The sequence below is a fragment of the Micromonospora sp. URMC 107 genome, from assembly GCF_051386315.1.
In the GTDB taxonomy this organism is placed as follows: domain Bacteria; phylum Actinomycetota; class Actinomycetes; order Mycobacteriales; family Micromonosporaceae; genus Micromonospora.
In genome coordinates, this window is record NZ_JBPQTK010000013.1 from 1 (window position 1) to 16,863 (window position 16,863).

The following is a 16,863-nucleotide window of genomic DNA, read 5'->3' on the forward strand; positions in this document are numbered from 1 at the left end:
GCCCCGGCCGGAGGCCGCCGACGTCCCCGCCCCGGCCCGCTCCGCGCCGTCCGTGCCGCCGCTGCACCGGGCCGAGCCGGTCGACGTGCGGATCCCGGCCATCGACGTGCGGGCGCGGGTCGTCCCGGTGGGCGCCGACGCCGAGGGGCACCTGGAGGTGCCGCCGCTGGACCAGCCCACCGTGGCCGGCTGGTACCGGCACGGCGTCACCCCCGGCGAGACCGGCAACGCCGTGATCGTCGGGCACGTCGACTCCGCCGCCGGCCCCGCCGTCTTCTTCGACCTAGGCCGGCTGCGGACCGGCGACACCGTACGGGTCACCCGCGCCGACGCCAGCGTCGCCACGTTCGCCGTCGACGGCGTCGGGTCGTACCCGAAGGACCGCTTCCCCACCGACCTGGTCTACGGGCCCAGCGACGCGACCGGCCTGCGCCTGATCACCTGCGGCGGCCGGTTCGACCGCGACAGCGGCAACTACGTCGACAACGTCGTCGTCTTCGCCACCCGGGTGCCGTGACCCCGGATCCGCCGGAGCCGAGTACGGTGTCCGCGCGGATGCCGGCGAGGCGGAGGGGGACGGGTGGCTCGGCGGGTGAGGGAACGGGTGGGTCTGTCGGCCGTGTTCGACCGGCTGCTCGGCCGACCGGTGCCGGGACAGCGCGGGCCGGAGTCCCGACGGTCCAATCCGGACGCCGTGGTCGAGTGTGCCGTCTACGTCGCCGGGCGGCGCGAGCCGGGCCGCCCGCACTACGCCGACGCGTACGCCCGCAGCCGTCGTGGCCGCGACGCCTTCGTCTGGCTGGGTCTGCACGAACCGGGCCCGGCGGTGCTGGCGGCGGTAGGCCGCACCTTCGGGCTCGACGACCTGACCGTCGAGCAGGCGCTCGCCGACGGCCACCGGCCCACGGTGCGGCGCGACGGCGACGTGACCCTGCTGGTGCTGCGCACGGCCGGATACGTGTTGCACACCGAGCTGACCGACACCTCCGAGGTGATCGACACCGGTGACGTGATGGTGCTGCTCGGCGACCGTTTCGCCATCACGGTGCGGCACGGCGCCGCGGGCGCGCTCACCTCGGTCCGCGCCGAGGTGGAGCAGCGCCAGGCGGTGCTCGCGCAGGGCCCGTGGGCGGTGGCGTACGCGGTCTGCTCCCGGATGGTGGACCTCTACCTGGAAGTCGCCGGGCACGTCGAGCGGGACCTGGAACGCATCGAGGAGGCCGTGTTCGCCCGCGACCGCTCGGCCGACATCCAGCACATCTACCAGCTCAAGCGGGAGGTGGTGGAGTTCAAGCGGGCGGTGCAGCCCCTGCAGGTGCCGCTGCGTTCGCTGCTCGACCAGCGGCCCGACAACCCGCCGCGTGAGCTGCACCGGTGGTTCGTCGACGTGGACGCCCGGCTGACCCGGGCGGTGGACCGGGTCGCCGCGTACGACGACCTGCTGAACTCGATCCTGCAGTCCCGGCTGGCACAGCTCGCGGTGGACCAGAACAACGACATGCGCAAGATCGCCGCGTGGGCCGCCATCGCCGCGACCCAGACCGGCATCGCCGGGGTCTACGGCATGAACTTCGCCAACATGCCGGAGCTGGGCTGGCGCTACGGCTACCCCGCCGCGCTCGGTCTGATGGCGCTGACCGCCCTCAGCCTGTACCGCCTCTTCCGCCGCTCCGGCTGGCTCTGACCAGCCCGACCGCCCGATGGCAGGGCTGATCCGCGCCCGCCCGGCCGGGCCGATCCGTCCCCGTGCGGCCGGGCCGATCCGTCCCCGTGCGGCCGGGCCGATCCGTCCCCGTGCGGCGCGGTCAGTCCGTGCCGGGCGGGCCGTCACCGAGCGCGAGCGCGCGCAGCGGGACGGGCTTGACCGGCGCCTGCGCGGTGAACGCGCCGACCTCCTCCGGTCCCCGGCCCGTCAGCGTGGAGATGAGCTGGCAGAGGCCCGGCTGGCAGGACCGGCCCTGGCACAGGCCCATCCCGGCGCGGGTCACCAGCTTCACCGCGTTGGCGGTGCCCAGGTGCGGATTGGCGCCCAGCGCGCGGCGCACGTCGCCGGCCCGCACCTCCTCGCAGCGGCAGAGCACGGTGTCGTCGGTGACCAGGCTGCCCAGGGCCGCGCGGTCCGGCGCGAACCGGTCGAGCACCTGGGTGACGAACCGTCGCCGGCGGCGCAGTTCCCGGCGCACCGGGCCGGCCAGCGTCGCGGCCCGGCGCTCGTCGAGCAGCCCCAGGTCGCGCAGCACGCCGAGGGCGGCCAGCCGGCCCTCGACCGCCGCCTGCTCGGCGCCCGCGACGCCGGTCAGCTCGCCGGCCACCGCGATGCCCGGCACCGAGGTACGTAGCCACTCGTCGTGCCGGACCACCCAGCCGCCCGCGGGGGAATCCCAGGTCACCGCGCAGCCGGCCTGCCGGGCCAGCTCGACGGAGGGGACGAAGCCGTACCCCAGCGCCAGCACGTCGCAGGGCACGTCCCGGTCGGTGCCGGGGACCGGCTGCCCGTTGGGGCCGACCTCGGCGAGGGTCACCGTGCTCAGGTCCGGGTCACCCTCGGCGCGGCGGACCACCGTGGCGAACCGGACCGGCACCCCCGCCCGGCGCAGGACGCGCAGCGCGCCGACGCCCTCGGCGATCTTGCCTCCCGCACCCGCCACGGCGGCCAGCCCGGCCGGTCCGGGCACCAGGTCGCGGCGGCGTTGGATCAGCGCGACCTCGACCACCCGGGCGCCGGCCCGCACCAGCTGGGCGGCCACGACCAGCAGCAGCGGGTGGCCCCCGGCCAACACGAACCGGCCGCCCGGCAGCAGGCCCTGCGCCTTGACGAACGTCTGCACACCGCCCGCCGTGAGCACTCCCGGCAGGGTCCAGCCGGGAAACGGCACCGGCAGGTCGTACGCGCCGGCGGTGAGCAGCACCGCCCGGGGTTCGAGCAGGCGGACCCCGGCCGGGCCGTGCGTGGCGACCCGGTAGCGGCCCGGCGGGGGCTGCTCGCCCGCGTACCCGTCGAGGCCGGCCCGGGTGCCGAGGACGCCCCACACCGTGGTGTCGGCGAGCCACCGTACGCCGGGCGCGGCGGTGGCCTCGGCCAGCAGCGCCCGGCCGGCGGAGGAGGGTGCGGCCGGCGGGGTGAACCCGGCCGGCGGGCGGCGGTAGATCTGCCCGCCCGGCAGCTCCTGCTCGTCGACGACGGTGACGGCGGCGCCGTGCCGACCGAGGGTGGCGGCGGCGGCCAGGCCGGCCGGGCCGGCGCCGACCACCACCACGTCGGGCGCGCTCACCGGGGCACCGCCGTGCGCACCCGCATGTCGGCCCGTACCCGGATCAGGCAGGACCGCTGGCAGGGCACGTCGTCGACCGTGACGACGCACTCGAAGCAGATCCCCATGTTGCAGTAGGGCCCGCGCCGGACGCCGCCGCGCGTGACGCCGACGGCCCGCTCCCCGGCGGCGAGCAGCGCGGTGGCCAGCGACTCGCCCGGATGGGCGGACACCGGCCGCCCGTCCACCTCGATGGTGACCGGCGCGGGTCGCCGCATCGCGGTGCGCCGGGGCGCGGGCGCGGATGCCGACGGGCGGTGTTCAGACAAAGTTCAGCGCTCCGAAGCGGGCGGGTGAGTAGTCCTCGATCGACCGGTCGGCCTCGCCGGTCACGACCATGGCGGCGAGGAGCCGGGCGTAGGTGAGGCCGAGGGTGAAGGCCGAGCCGCCGGTGGCGACGTAGAGCCCCGGCCGGCGCGGGACCGCGCCGAGCAGCGGCAGGTGGTCCGGGGTGAGCGTGGTCATGCCCGTCCACGTCCGGATCACCGGCAGGTCGAACACGGCCGGGACCACCCGGGCGGCGTCGGCGTTGCCGACCAGCGACTCGTAGCGCAGCTCCGGGTTGGTCTCCAGGTCGACCCGGCCGGCCCGGCTGACCAGCTTGGCCGGCCAGCCGCCGCCGATGAGCACGTTGCCGTCCTCGGTCTGCTTCATCGACAGCCGCCGGCCGACGTGCTGGATCAGGTGCGGCAGGAACGGCCGGCCGCGGGCGGTGGCGCTCATCGTCAGCCCGACCGGGAAGACCGGCAGCCGGACGTCGGCCATCGCGGCCAACTCGGCGGTCCAGACCCCGCCGGCCAGCACCACCGTGTCGGCCAGGTGGGTCTCCCCGGCGGTGTCCCCCGGCCCGGTCCCGGTGCGCAGTTCCCAGTGCCGGCCGCGCCGGTGCAGCCCGGTGACCCGGCAACCGGTGCGCAGCACGGCGCCGTGGCGACCGGCGGCCCGGGCCAGCGCCGGGGTGACCAGCCGGGGGTTGGCCTTGCCCTCGCCGGGCACGTGGCCGGCGGCGAGCACGGTGTCCGCCAGGTACGGCGCGAACCGGCGCAGCTCCGCGCCGGAGAGCACGGTGACGTCGAGGCCGTACTCGCGCTCCAGGGCCGCCTTGCGGTCCAGCACGGCGATCTCCGCCGGGGTCTCGGCGAGCATCAGCCCGCCGGTGCGCGACACCCCGCACCGCTCGCCGAGCTCGTCCTCGATGCCCGCCCACGCCCGCACGGCGTCCAGGTGCAGCGGGAGCGCGCGGGCCGCCGCCCGGGCCGCGTCGTCGCCGTGCTCGACCATCCGGAACTCCAGCTGGAAGTGCAGGCTTCCCGCGTTCTGCCCCGAGGCGTGCCGGTTGACCTGGTCCTTCTCCACGAGCAGGACCCGGTTGCCGGCGCGGGCGAGGTGCCAGGCGGTCGCGCAGCCGAGCAGGCCGCCGCCGATGACCGCGGTGTCGTACGCGGTCACGGGAGCAGGTCGAGCTGGGTCATGGTGGCCCGGACGCGGTCCCGTTCGGCGGGGGTCAGCGGGAGCAGCGGCGCGCGGACGTGACCGGCCGGCACGCCGCGCAGGGTGAGCGCGTACTTCATGATCGCCTGGGCGTTGCCGAAGCGGGCGCCGTAGTCCGGGCCGAACCAGTCCTCCATGATCACCCGGTCGCGGGCGCCGAGGACCCGGGCCCGGTCGAGGTCCCCGGCGCGCAGGGCGCGGAAGAAGTCGGGGTGGTCGGCGCCGAGCACCGCGCCGGCCCCCATCAGCCCGTCGCCGCCGATCGTGGTCATCAGCTCGATGCCCACCTCGTTGGTGGGGATGCCGAAGTAGCGCACGCGGTGCCGCAGGGCCACCAGGCTCCGGACGAAGCCGCCGAAGTCGGGGGTGGAGTTCTTGACCGCCACCACCGTGTCCAGCGCGCTCAGCTCCACCAGCAGGTCGGCGTCCAGGTCGACGCCCGTGCCGCGGGGCCAGTTGTAGACGCAGAGCGGCAGGTCCACCGCCTCGGAGACGGCCCGGTAGAAGGCCACGACCTCGGCACGGGTGGGCACCACGTACGGCGGCGGGGTGAGCAGGATGCCGTGCAGGCCGGCGTCCCGGGCGGCCTCGGCGTGCCGGATCGCCTCCGCCGGCGTGTACGCGTTGCAACCGCCGAGCACCGTGAGCCGGTCGCCGACCCGTTCGGCGGCCGTCCGGAACAGCGCGGCGCGCTCGGATTCGGTCAGGCTGAACCACTCGCCCGTGGTCCCGCCGACGATCACCCCGTGCAGCCGCTCGGCGGCGAGCCAGTCCAGTTGTACGCGCCAGGCGGCGAGGTCCAGCTCGCCGGTGGCGGTGAACGGGGTGGTGACGGCCGGGAGGTAGCCGAACCAGTCGACGCTGTCACGGTCCACTGCGGGTCCTTTCGACGGGCGGCGTCGTACCGCCCACGTGCGCGACGCGGGCCGGGTGACGTGCCGGATGGGTCAGGGGGTCGGCGGGGTGACCGCGATGATGAGCCGGGCCCGCTGGTCGCTGGCGTTGCGGTAGAGGTGGGGCAGCCGGGAGTCGAAGGTGATCGCCTCGCCGGTCTTCAGCACGTACTTCTCGCCACCGATCTCGGCGACGACCTCGCCGGTGACGGCGATCGCGCACTCGGTCGAGGGGTGCGCCCACGGCTCGGTCGAGCTGGCGTCGCCGGGCGCCAGCTCGGCTTCGAGCACCTCCAGGTCGCCCCGCCCCGGCGTGAGCCGGTCGTAGGCGATCTGCCCGGGCGGAGCGGCGAGCCGGGACCGCGAGCCGGGCCGGCTGATGTGCACCAGCGGGGCGTCCGGCTCGGAGAACAGCGCCGCGATGGAGGTGTCGAAGACCTTGGCGAGCTTACGCAGGGTGGCCAGGCTGGGGTCCGTGGCGCCGTTCTCGATCTGGCTGAGCAGGGCGGGTGAGACGTCGGCCGCGGCCGCGAGCTGGCGCAGCGTGAGGGAGTGCTGCTGGCGCAGGTCACGGAGCTGGTCACCGAGCATGCGTCTTTCCTCGTTCCGAAAACAGGGTGGCTAGAAATGTTTGACGTGACTATACGCCGCTGTCTAGCATGGTCAAACATATGGTGAACGTGTTTGGCGCTACTAGACAAGCCGCGTCGAGGCACGAACCGGACGGCAGTTGCGTCCGGGTACATCCAACCCCATGACGGCACCACGGCGAAGACCGCGAAGCCGCCACGGTTGGCACCAGCGGCCCGACCTCGGCGTCCCGGCGTCGCCGGGCCCGACAGCCCCCAGAGCCCGTCCCGCGCGGGCCGGCCCATCACGAAGGTAGGAACAGCATGTCGGTGTCCCCTCGCCGGCTCCGCGTCGGAGCGATCGCTCTGGCGGCGCTGGCCATAGCCTCCAGCACCGCGTGCAGCGCGGGCGGCAGCGGAGGAAGCGGTAACGGCGGTTCGGCCAAGACCCTCACCGTCAACACCTCGTTCGTCCTCAAGACCCTCGACCCCGGCCGGATCTACGAGGCGACCGGCCTCACCGCCGTGCACTCGCTCTACGACACCCTGCTGACCTTCGAGGGCTCGGACGTCAGCAAGCCCGTCCCGGCGCTGGCCGAGTCGTACGAGGCCTCGCCCGACGCCAAGACCTTCACCTTCAAGCTGCGCGAGGGCGTGAAGTTCTCCGACGGCACCGCGCTGACCGCCGACGACGTGGTCTTCTCCCTCAACCGGCTGAAGAACGTCAAGGCCAGCCCGGCGGTCATGGTCAGCGGCCTGACCTTCGCCAAGAGCGACGAGCGGACCGTGGTGGTCACCTCGGCGACCGCCGACCCGAACATCCCCGTGGTGCTCGCGATGCCCTCGACCGGGGTGGTCAACTCGAAGGTCGCCAAGGAGCACGGCGCGACGGACGCCGCCGACGCCGCGAAGAGCGACACCGCGCAGCAGTACCTCGACACGAACTCCGTCGGCAGCGGCCCGTACGTGCTGAAGTCGTACGACCCGTCGGCGCAGGTGGTGCTGGAGGCCAACCCCAACTACTGGGGCACCAAGCCCGAGTTCAGCCGGGTCGTGCTGCGCAACATGGACGTGCAGACCCAGAAGCTGACCATGCAGCGGGCCGGCGGCTCCGAGATCGCGCTGGACATCTCCGGCAAGCTGCTGGAGGGGCTGCCGGGCAGCCTGAAGACCTCCGGCGTGCAGGACACCGTCTACTTCCTCTTCCTCAACGCCGACCCGGCCGTCTCTCCGGTGACCTCGAACGCGAAGTTCAACCAGGCGCTGCGCGCCTCCCTGGACTACGAGGGCCTCGCCGCGCTGTACGGCAAGGGCGCCGCCCCCGGCGCCGGCCTGGTGGCCCCCGCGTTCCCGGGCGCGCTGCCCGCCGCCGAGCAGTCGAAGCGTGACGTGGCGAAGGCCAAGGCGTTGCTCACCGAGGCGGGGCTGACCAACCCGACGGTCAAGTTCAACTACCCGGCCATCACCTACAAGGGGGTCGACCTGGGCACGGTCGCGACGAAGGTACAGGGCGACGCCGCCGAGGCCGGCATCAAGCTGGAGCTGACCCCGCAGCCGCTGACCACCTTCCTCGACGAGATGCGGACGGGCAAGATGGCCCTCGGGTTCACCCCGCAGAGCCTGAACTACCCGGTCGCCGACTCGCTGATCAACAACATGTCGCCCGGCCAGGCCACCGCGCTGCGCTCGGGCTGGACCGTCGAGCGGGCCGACCCGGCCGTCGTGGCCGCCGGCAAGAAGGTCACCGCGACCCTCGACCTGGCCGCCCGGGCCGACGCCATGCAGGAGTGGCAGCGGGCGATGAACGCCGCCTCGCCGTACGTCGTCCTGGCCAGCAACTCCTCCACCGTGGTGGCGAGCAGCGACCTGACCGGCACGGACTACACCGCCGCCGGCTGGCAGGTCGACCTCGCCGCGGTGGGCCGGGGGTAGTCACTCCATGACGACGACAGTCGACGACGCCGGGCCGGGCACGGTCACCACGACCGTGTCCCGGCCCCGGCCGCACCGGGCGCTGCTGTTCTTCCTGCTCAAGCGGGTGGCCATCACCGCCGGGCTGCTGCTGGGCGTCACCATCGTGACGTTCGGCCTGGTCACCGTGGTGCCCGGCGACCCGGTCACGGCCAACCTCTCCGACCAGGCGCTCAACGACCCCGCGACGGTCGCCGCGTTCCGCGAGAAGTGGGGCCTGGACCAGCCGCTGTACGTGCAGTACCTGCAGTATCTGGGCAACCTGTTCCAGGGCGACCTCGGCATCTCCCAGCAGACCGGCCGGACCGTGGCCGACGACCTGTTGCAGTACGTGCCGGCGACCATGGAGCTGGCCATCCCCACGATGGTGCTGGCGCTGCTCATCGGCACCGGGATCGGCATGCTCGCCGCCGTGCGCAACGGCCGGATCACCGACCAGCTGATCCGCGTGGGCGCGCTGCTCGGCCTGTCCACCCCGCCGTTCTGGCTGTCGCTCGTCGTGCTCTACGTCTTCTTCTACCAGCTCGGCCTGGCGCCCAGCGGCGGGCGGCTCTCGACCGACTTCAGCCCGCCGCCGACGGTGACCGGCATGTACACGGTCGACGCCGCCCTCGCCGGTCAGTGGGACGTGGCCTGGGACGCCGCCCAGCACCTGATCCTGCCGGTGCTGGTGCTGACCAGCCTCACCGTGGCGATGCTCGTTCGGTTCGTCCGCTCGTCCATGCTGGAGGTGCTCCAGCAGGACTACATCCGGGCCGCGTACGCCAAGGGCCTGCCCGCCCGGGTGGTGTTCCGCCGGCACCTGCTGCGGGCCGGTCTGGTCCCGGTGATCACGGTCTCCGGGCTGGCCTTCGCCTCGCTGCTCTCCGGCACGGTGCTGGTGGAGAACATCTTCGGCTGGCCGGGCCTGGGCCAGTACGCGTACCGCAGCGCGACGGCGCTGGACCTGCCGGCGATCCTCGGCGTCAGCCTCTTCGTGGCGCTGGTCTACACGCTGGTCAACCTCACCGTCGACCTGCTGTACGGACTCATCGACCCGAGGATCCGGCTGTCATGACCACACTCGCACCCGATCCCGTGGCGCCCGACCCGAAGGCGACCGACGCGCTGGCCCGGCGCCGGTTTCTGGGCCGGCTGCGCGGTCGCTCGACCGGGCGGCCGATCTGGCGGCAGCCGATCGCCGTGGCGGCCCTCGTCATCCTCGGCGGGTGGCTGCTGGTGGCGCTGTTCGCCCCGCTCGTCGCGCCGTACGACCCGTTGGCGCAGAGCCCCGACGCCTACGCGCCGCCGTCCGGCACGCACTGGTTCGGCACCGACTCGCTCGGCCGGGACGTGTTCAGCCGGGTGGTCCACGGCTCCCGCCTGTCGATCCCCCTCGCGCTCGCCATCGTCTCGCTCGCCCTGCTGATCGGCGGCCTGCTCGGCCTGGTCGCCGGCTACGTGGGCCGGTTCGTCGACGAGGCGCTGATGCGCCTGACGGACCTGGTCTTCGCGTTCCCGCAGATCATCCTGGCGATGGCCGTCACCGCCGCGTTCGGGCCCAGCACCCGCAACGCCGTCCTCGCGCTGGTCATCGTCTCCTGGCCGGTCTACGCCCGGGTCATCCGCAGCGCCGTGCTCACCATGCGCGGCGAGGACTACCTCAGCGCCGCCCGGCTGCTCGGCATCGGACCGCTCCGCGCGCTGCGCCGCGACGTCCTGCCCAACAGCGTGGGGCCGGCGATCGTGCTCGCCACCCTGGAGCTCGGCAACGCCGTGCTGCTGCTCTCCGCGCTGTCCTTCCTCGGCCTCGGCCCCCGCCCGCCGGCCGCCGAGTGGGGCTCCATGGTGGCGCTCGGCTCGCAGGACCTCTCCATGTGGTGGGTCAGCGTGTTCCCCGGCCTGGCCATCCTCACCGTGGTGATGGCCTTCAACGTGCTCGGCGACGCGCTGCGCGACCGGATCGACCCCCGCTACGCGAAGGGACGTTGAGAGATGCCACCCCTGCTCGAGGTCGACTCCCTGGCCGTCACCCTGCCCGGCCCCACGGGGCCGCTGCCGATCCTGCACGACGTGTCGTTCACCGTCGGCGAGGGCGAGATGGTCGGCATCGCCGGGGAGAGCGGCTGCGGCAAGAGCCTCACCGCGCAGACCCTGCTCGGGCTGCTGCCCAACGGCGCCAAGGTCACCGGGTCGGCCCGGTTCGCCGGCACCGAACTGCTGGGCCTGGACGCCAAGCGCTGGCAGAAGGTGCGCGGCGCCGGGATCGCGATGGTCTTCCAGGACCCGACCGCCGCGCTGCACCCGATGCTCACGGTCGGCCGGCAGCTGACCGAACACATGCAGGTCCACCTGGGCCTGGACCGGCGGGCGGCCGACCGGCGGGCGGTGGAACTGCTCGAGCAGGTCCGCATCCCCGACCCGCAGCGGGCGGTGCGGGCGTACCCGCACCAGTTCTCCGGCGGCATGCGGCAGCGGGCGGCCATCGCGATCGCCCTCGCCGCCCGCCCCCGGTTGCTGATCGCCGACGAGCCGACCACCGCGCTCGACGTGACGGTGCAGGCCGGCATCCTGGCGCTGCTGGACCAGCTGCGCGCCGAGACCGGGCTGGCCGTCGCCTTCATCACCCACGACCTCGGGGTGCTCAGCGCGCTCACCACCCGCGGGTACGTCTTCTACGCCGGGCGGGTGGTGGAGACCGGGCCCACCGGGGCGCTGCTCACCGCGCCGCGCCACCCGTACACGGCCGCGCTGCTGGGCGCCCGCCCGCACGGCACCCAGTCCGTCGGCACGCTGCGTCCCATCCCGGGCGGGCCGCCGGCGCCGGGGCAGGCCCCGCCCGGATGTCCGTTCCAACCCCGGTGCGGGTACGCCGAGCCGTCCTGCGGCACCGCGCCTCCCCCGCTGTCCCCCGCCGGCGCCGACCGGTCGGTGGCCTGCGTGGTCCGTCCGTACCTGGAGGTGGCGGCATGAGCGAGCCGGTCGGCTCGGGCAACCTGCTCGAGATCAGCGACGTCGAGGTGGAGTACAAGGCGCGTGGCCGGGGGCCGGTCCGGGCCGTGGCCGGGGTGAGCCTGGAGGTGGCGCCCGGCCAGATCGTCGGCCTGGTCGGCGAGTCCGGCTGCGGCAAGTCGTCGCTGGCCCGGGTGGCGGTCGGGCTGGCCGCGCCGAGCGCCGGGACGATCCGCTTCGCCGGCCGCCCGGTCACCCCGCTCGGCTGGCGGCGCCGGCCGACGCCGCAGGTCGGGCTCCAGATGGTCTTCCAGAATCCGTACGCGTCGCTGAACCCCCGGCGCACCATCGGCGCCCAGCTCCTCGACGGGGTGCCCGGCACGGTGACCGGCGCCGCCCGCCGGGCGCGGGTCGCCGACCTGCTGGACCGGGTCGGCATGCCGGCCGGGGCGGCGGAGCGGTACCCGCACCAGTTCTCCGGCGGCCAGCGGCAGCGCCTCGCGATCGCGCGGGCGCTCGCGCCGGAACCCCGGATGATCATCGCGGACGAGCCGGTCACCGCGCTGGACGCCTCGTCCCAGGCCCAGGTGGTCAACCTGCTCGTCGGGCTGGTCCGGGACCTGGACATGGGCATGCTGTTCATCTCGCACGACCTCTCCCTGGTGCACGAGATCGCCGACGTCACGGCGGTGATGTACCTCGGCCGGATCGTCGAGACCGCGCCCACCCGGCAGCTGTGGCGCTCGCCACGGCACCCGTACAGCCGGGCGTTGATCGACGCGGTGCCGCAGATCGGGCCGCACCCGCAGCTGCCCAGGACACTCGCCGGGGAGGTGCCCGACCCGGCGCACGCGCCGACGGGATGCCGGTTCCGGCCGCGCTGCCCGCACGCCTTCGCGCCGTGCGGCGAACACCCGCCCACGCTCGACCTCGGTGGCCGCAGCGCCGCCTGCTGGCTCAACGACCCCACGGTGGCGCCGTCCACCGTGCCCGCCGCGTAGAGGACTCCGCATGCACATCCCCACCGAACAGGTCCTGGTCAACCTCGCGCTCTACGACGGCGTGCGGGACGACGTCCAGCGCGACAGCGGCGTCTGGATCGGTGCCGACGGCACGATCCGCGCGGTCGGCCCGGTCGACGACGTCCTCGCCGAGGCCGGCGGCGCCCGGGTGGTCGACCTGCACGGCGACCACGTCATGCCCGGCCTGACCAACATGCACGTCCACCTCTCGCTCGGGCTGCCCGGCCACTTCGGCGACGAGGTGCACCGGTCGAACCTCGCCGAGCTGGTGCTGCTGATGGCCGACTCGGCGCGGCGGACCCTGCACTCCGGGGTCACCACCGCCCGGCTCGTCGGCGAGAGCCGGTACGCGGACTTCGCCCTGCGCAAGGGGATCGAGCGCGGCGCGGTGGACGGCCCGCGGATCTTCACCGCCGGGCACGCCCTCTGCTGCACCGGCGGGCACGGCTGGGAGGCCGACGCCCTGGAGGCCGACGGGGCGGACGGGTTCCGCCGGCTGACCCGGCAGCAGATCCGGGCCGGCGCCGACCTGATCAAGGTGTGCATCTCCGGTGGCATCGCCGGCGAGTTCGAGTCGATCGACACCCCGCAGCTGCTCGACGACGAGCTGGCGGCGGTGATCCGGGTGGCGCACGACTGGGGCCGCAAGGTGACCGCGCACGCCGGCCCGGCCGAGTCGGTGCGCCGCGCCGTGGAACTCGGACTGGACTGCGTCGAGCACGGCTACGAGCTGACCGACGAGGTGACCCGGCTGATGGCCGACCGCGGCGTCTGGTACGTCCCGACCATCGTGGTCAGCCGCTGCGAGCAGTTCTTCCGCGACGCCGGCGTGCCGGGCTGGCTGATGGACCGCGCCCTGTCGGCCGGTCCCCGGCACTGGGAGAGCCTCCAGCACGCCATCCGCAACGGGGTGCCGATCGCGCTGGGCAGCGACATGCCGCCGCACGCCGGCTACGACGAGACGACCGCGACCGTGCGGGAGCTGGAGTTCATGGTGGACGCCGGGATGCCCGTCGCCGACGCGCTGAAGTCCGCCACCATCCGCCCCGCGCAGTGGCTGGGCCAGGCCGACACGCTCGGCAGCGTCGAGGTGGGCAAGCACGCCGACCTGCTGGTCCTGCGCGACGATCCCACCCGCTCGGTGTCCGCGCTGCGCACCCTGCACGCGGTGCTCAAGGGTGGCGTCGCCTACCGCGACGACCACGGCCGCCTCGGCGTCACCCGATGACGACGATCACCGAGGTCGCCGACCGGTACCTCGCCGCGCTCGCCGAGCTGGACCCGCAGGCCGCCGAGGCGGCGGGGCGTACCCCCGACTCGCACTTCGCGGACCTCTCCCCCGACGGCTTCGCCGCCCGCGCGGATCTGGCCCGCGACACCGCCACGGCGGCGGCCGGCGCCAGCGCCGACGGCACGGCGCAGCGGGCGCTGGCCGGCGCGCTGCGCGACCGGCTGGCCAGCGAGGTCGACCTGTACGACGCGGGCTTCACCACCCGGCTGCTCGCCCCGCTGGCGACGCCGGTGCACCTGGTCCGGCAGGTCTTCGACAATCTGCCCCGTAGTAGCGCGGAGGACTGGGCGGTCGTCGCCGCGCACCTGCGCCGGGTGCCCGCGGCCCTCGGCCAGTACGCCGAGACGCTGCGCCGCTCGGCCGGGCGGGGGCACCTCGTCGCCCGCCGGCAGGTGCTGGCCGTCGCCGACCAGTGCACCGCCTGGGTCACCTCCGACGACTTCTACGGCCGGCTGGTGGCCGGAGGGCCGGATGGGACGCTGGCCGGGGAGCTGGCCGCCGGGGCGCGCTCGGCCGCCGCCGCGACGGCTGACTTCGCCGCGTTCCTGCGCACCGAGCTGGCCCCACGCGCCACCGACACCGACGGCGTCGGCCGCGACCTGTACGCCGTCACCGCGCGCAGCTTCCTCGGCGCGAGCGTCGACCTGGACGAGCTGTACGCGTACGGCTGGGAGGAGCTGGCCCGCACCGCCGCCGAGCAGCGCGCCGTCGCCGCCGAGCTGGGCCACCCCGACGTGGCGCGGGCGCGGGCCGCGCTGGACGCCGACCCCGCCGGCCGGGTGCCGGTCGGGCCCGACCTGGAGCGGTGGCTGCGGGAGCGCACCGAGCGGCTCACCGACGCCCTGGACGGCACGCACTTCGACATCCCGGCCGCCACCCGCCACGTGGTGTGCCGGATCAGCCCCGCCGCCTCCGGCGTCATGTACTACACCCCGCCCGACGCCGCGTTGACCCGCCCGGGCGGGATCTGGTGGTCGACGCCCCCGGGCGAGTCGACGGTGCCGGTGTGGCGGCACGTCGGGACGCTCTGCCACGAGGGGCTGCCCGGGCACCACCTCCAGCACGCGATCACCCTGACCACCGCCGAGCTGCACCCGTGGCAGCGGTCGCTGTGCCAGGTGCACGGCTACGCCGAGGGCTGGGCGCACTACGCCGAACGCCTCGCCGACGAGCTGGGCCTCTACGCCGGGCCCGCCGAGCGGCTCGGGATGCTCGACGGGCAGATGTGGCGGGCCGCCCGGGTGGTCATCGACCTCGGCCTGCACCTGGACGTGCCGGTCCCGGCCGGGACCGGCCTCACCGACGCGCGGCGGTGGACCCCCGAGCTGGCCGTGGACTTCCTGACCCGGGTCGCCGGGCTGGATCCGGCGACCGCGCGCTTCGAGGTCGACCGGTACCTCGGCTGGCCGGCGCAGGCGTTGGCCTTCAAGGTCGGGGCACGGCTCTGGCAGCAGGCCCGCCGGGAGGCCGAGCGGCGCGAGGGCGCGGGGTTCGACCGCAAGCGGTTCCACCACCGCGCCCTGCGGCTCGGCCCGATGGGGCTCGACCCGCTGCGCGCCCGCCTCGCCGAGCTCCCCTGATCCACCGTCACCCCCCGACACCCCCGTCCGCCCCGACCGGAAGCGAGCCCCGATGACCGTTGACGATCTCACCGCCGCCATCACCGACATGTACCGGTCGTTGGGCGACCGGGCGGCGTTCGACGCCCGGCTGCACCCCGACCTGACGATCTGGGAGTCCGACGCGCCCGACCTGCTGGACGGTCTGGCCGCCCTCGACGAGCTGCGGGACCGCCGGGCGGCGGCCCGGGGACCGGCCGCGCCCCCGACCTCGGTCGCCCCCGAGCAGTTCCGGGCCGAGGAGTGGGGCGACACCGGCCTGGTCCGCTACGTCCTGCGCGCCCGGTACGCGGCCGGGCAGCCTGACGACTGCTTCCGGGTGACGGACGTGCTGCGCCGCGACGAGCGGGGCTGGCGGATCGTGCACCACCACGCGGAGGCCCTCCGATGAGCGCCGAGGAACCGGTCACCGACCTGTACGACCTGCGGGTCGTGGTGGAGCGGATCGAGGGCCGCTCCGTCTGCGGCCTGCGGCCGGGTGACCACATCGACCTGACCGAGTCGAACCGGCTCAGCATCCCGACGGGCAAGCACTTCTGCCTGTACGCCCTCGCGGCGTGCCTGCCGCTGCTGCCGGCCAAGCAGCGGCCGCTGCCGCCGGAGGACTGGCTGGCCCGGGACAGTCACGTGGCCTGCCCGGACCCGGACGAGCGGGTCATCATGCGCATCGAACGGACCGCCCGGCGGCAGATTCCCACTGGAGACCTGACGTGAGCACCGACGACGGACGCCGACTGGTCGGCATCGGACTGCAGTCCGACAAGAGCGCCGACGAGTACGCCGCGCTGGCCGAACTCGCCGAACGGCACGGCTTCGACGTGCTGTCGGTCTTCGGCGACCTGATGTACCAGCCGCCGTTCTTCCCGCTGCTGGTGGCGGCGCGGCACACCCGGCGGATCCGGCTCGGGTCGGCCTGCCTCAACCCGTTCACCATGCACCCGGTGGAGATCGCGGGGCAGGTTGCGGCCCTGGACCTGGCCTCGGACGGGCGGGCCTACCTCGGGCTGGCCCGGGGCACCTGGCTCGACCAGGTCGGGGTGGCGCAGGCCCGGCCGCTGCGGCGGATCACCGAGACCGTCGACGTGGTCCGCCTGCTGCTCTCCCGCGACGACCGGGGCTATCAGGGCCGGGAGTTCACGGTGGCGCCCGGCACGGCCCTGCGCTACGCCCCGGTCCGCGCCGACGTGCCCGTCCTGGTGGGGACGTGGGGCCAGCAGACGGCCCGGTCGGCCGCCGCGTTCGCCGCGGAGATCAAGGTCGGCGGGTCGGCCAATCCGGCGATGGCCAAGACGATGCGCGCCTGGCTGGACGAGGCCACGCCCGCCAGCCGGGCCGGCGACCCGGTCGGCGTGGTGCTCGGCGCCGTGACCGTGGTGGACGAGGACGGCGCCCTGGCCCGTCGGGTGGCCCGTACGGAGGTGGCCATGTACCTCGCCGTGGTCGCCGCCCTCGACCCGAACGTCGACATCGACCCGGAGCTGCTGGCGCGCATCCAGCAGCACGTCGCCCGTCAGGAGCACGACCTCGCCGGCGCGCTGATCGGCGGGGACCTGCTCGACCTGTTCGCCTTCTCCGGCACCCCCGAGCACGTCGCGGCGCAGGCGGCGGCAGTGTTCGACGCCGGGGCGACCCGGGTGGAGTTCGGCACCCCGCACGGGTTGACCCCGGCCGGCGGCGTCGACCTGCTCGGCCGCCGGGTGCTGCCGCTGCTGCGGGGATGACGCCGTGGGGGGGGCGGGCGCGCACCGACCCGCCCCCCCCACGG

The 16,863-nt window shown here is 74.6% G+C and carries 17 protein-coding genes; 12 read left to right on the forward strand and 5 right to left on the reverse strand.

Annotated features, from left to right (window positions below; translation table 11 throughout):
* Nucleotides 1-517, forward strand: a 517-nt coding sequence (locus ACSNN9_RS04850) for a class F sortase (RefSeq protein WP_436671406.1), incomplete at its 5' end; no start/stop codon positions are given.
* Nucleotides 518-592: 75 nt separating this feature from the next.
* Nucleotides 593-1,684, forward strand: a complete 1,092-nt coding sequence (locus ACSNN9_RS04855) for a magnesium and cobalt transport protein CorA (protein WP_436671407.1) — start codon at nucleotides 593-595, stop codon at nucleotides 1,682-1,684.
* Nucleotides 1,685-1,805: 121 nt separating this feature from the next.
* On the opposite strand, the gene ACSNN9_RS04860 is transcribed toward ACSNN9_RS04855, so the two are convergent.
* The 5 genes from ACSNN9_RS04860 to ACSNN9_RS04880 all read right to left on the reverse strand — a co-directional run bounded on the left by ACSNN9_RS04860 (nucleotide 1,806) and on the right by ACSNN9_RS04880 (nucleotide 6,286).
* Nucleotides 1,806-3,272 (reverse strand): NAD(P)/FAD-dependent oxidoreductase, encoded by a 1,467-nt coding sequence (locus ACSNN9_RS04860; protein ID WP_436671408.1) that lies wholly within the window; start codon nucleotides 3,270-3,272, stop codon nucleotides 1,806-1,808.
* Nucleotides 3,269-3,529 (reverse strand): (2Fe-2S)-binding protein, encoded by a 261-nt coding sequence (locus tag ACSNN9_RS04865; protein WP_436671409.1) that lies wholly within the window; start codon nucleotides 3,527-3,529, stop codon nucleotides 3,269-3,271. Before ACSNN9_RS04865 ends, ACSNN9_RS04860 begins: the two co-directional genes overlap by 4 nt.
* Before the next feature lie 43 nt (nucleotides 3,530-3,572).
* The gene (locus ACSNN9_RS04870) at nucleotides 3,573-4,760 is read right to left on the reverse strand and encodes an NAD(P)/FAD-dependent oxidoreductase (protein ID WP_436671410.1); all 1,188 of its coding nucleotides are present in this window, start codon (nucleotides 4,758-4,760) and stop codon (nucleotides 3,573-3,575) included.
* Nucleotides 4,757-5,677 carry a dihydrodipicolinate synthase family protein gene (locus ACSNN9_RS04875; protein WP_436671411.1) on the reverse strand — a complete coding sequence of 307 codons (921 nt, stop codon included), beginning with the start codon at nucleotides 5,675-5,677 and terminating at the stop codon, nucleotides 4,757-4,759. Before ACSNN9_RS04875 ends, ACSNN9_RS04870 begins: the two co-directional genes overlap by 4 nt.
* Nucleotides 5,678-5,749: 72 nt before the next feature.
* Nucleotides 5,750-6,286, reverse strand: coding sequence for a helix-turn-helix domain-containing protein (locus ACSNN9_RS04880; protein WP_089000224.1), 537 nt, complete (start codon nucleotides 6,284-6,286; stop codon nucleotides 5,750-5,752).
* A 302-nt stretch (nucleotides 6,287-6,588) separates the two neighbouring features.
* Here ACSNN9_RS04880 and ACSNN9_RS04885 point away from each other — a divergent pair, with 302 nt between their 5' ends.
* Genes ACSNN9_RS04885 through ACSNN9_RS04930 form a run of 10 tightly spaced genes read left to right on the forward strand, consistent with a single transcriptional unit; the run spans nucleotide 6,589 to nucleotide 16,819 of the window.
* Nucleotides 6,589-8,196, forward strand: coding sequence for an ABC transporter substrate-binding protein (locus ACSNN9_RS04885; protein WP_436671412.1), 1,608 nt, complete (start codon nucleotides 6,589-6,591; stop codon nucleotides 8,194-8,196).
* A gap of 7 nt (nucleotides 8,197-8,203) precedes the next feature.
* Nucleotides 8,204-9,292 carry an ABC transporter permease gene (locus tag ACSNN9_RS04890; protein ID WP_357879426.1) on the forward strand — a complete coding sequence of 363 codons (1,089 nt, stop codon included), beginning with the start codon at nucleotides 8,204-8,206 and terminating at the stop codon, nucleotides 9,290-9,292.
* Entirely contained in the window at nucleotides 9,289-10,206 is a 918-nt protein-coding gene (locus ACSNN9_RS04895; protein WP_436671413.1) for an ABC transporter permease, read from the forward strand. Before ACSNN9_RS04890 ends, ACSNN9_RS04895 begins: the two co-directional genes overlap by 4 nt.
* 3 nt (nucleotides 10,207-10,209) lie before the next feature.
* Nucleotides 10,210-11,187, forward strand: a complete 978-nt coding sequence (locus ACSNN9_RS04900) for an ABC transporter ATP-binding protein (protein ID WP_436671414.1) — start codon at nucleotides 10,210-10,212, stop codon at nucleotides 11,185-11,187.
* Complete coding sequence (locus ACSNN9_RS04905) at nucleotides 11,184-12,167, forward strand: ABC transporter ATP-binding protein (RefSeq protein WP_436671415.1); 984 nt, start codon at nucleotides 11,184-11,186, stop codon at nucleotides 12,165-12,167. The genes ACSNN9_RS04900 and ACSNN9_RS04905 overlap by 4 nt, the downstream gene beginning before the upstream one ends.
* A 10-nt stretch (nucleotides 12,168-12,177) precedes the next feature.
* A complete protein-coding gene (locus tag ACSNN9_RS04910) occupies nucleotides 12,178-13,416 on the forward strand; it encodes an amidohydrolase family protein (RefSeq protein WP_436671416.1) in 1,239 nt (412 codons plus the stop codon).
* A complete protein-coding gene (locus tag ACSNN9_RS04915; RefSeq protein WP_436671417.1) occupies nucleotides 13,413-15,059 on the forward strand; it encodes a DUF885 domain-containing protein in 1,647 nt (548 codons plus the stop codon). Before ACSNN9_RS04910 ends, ACSNN9_RS04915 begins: the two co-directional genes overlap by 4 nt.
* 52 nt (nucleotides 15,060-15,111) lie before the next feature.
* A complete protein-coding gene (locus ACSNN9_RS04920; protein WP_436671418.1) occupies nucleotides 15,112-15,489 on the forward strand; it encodes a nuclear transport factor 2 family protein in 378 nt (125 codons plus the stop codon).
* On the forward strand, nucleotides 15,486-15,812 hold the full coding sequence (locus tag ACSNN9_RS04925) for a TIGR04076 family protein (RefSeq protein WP_436671419.1): 327 nt from the start codon (nucleotides 15,486-15,488) through the stop codon (nucleotides 15,810-15,812). Before ACSNN9_RS04920 ends, ACSNN9_RS04925 begins: the two co-directional genes overlap by 4 nt.
* Entirely contained in the window at nucleotides 15,809-16,819 is a 1,011-nt protein-coding gene (locus ACSNN9_RS04930; RefSeq protein WP_436671420.1) for an LLM class flavin-dependent oxidoreductase, read from the forward strand. The genes ACSNN9_RS04925 and ACSNN9_RS04930 overlap by 4 nt, the downstream gene beginning before the upstream one ends.
* Nucleotides 16,820-16,863: the final 44 nt, after the last annotated feature.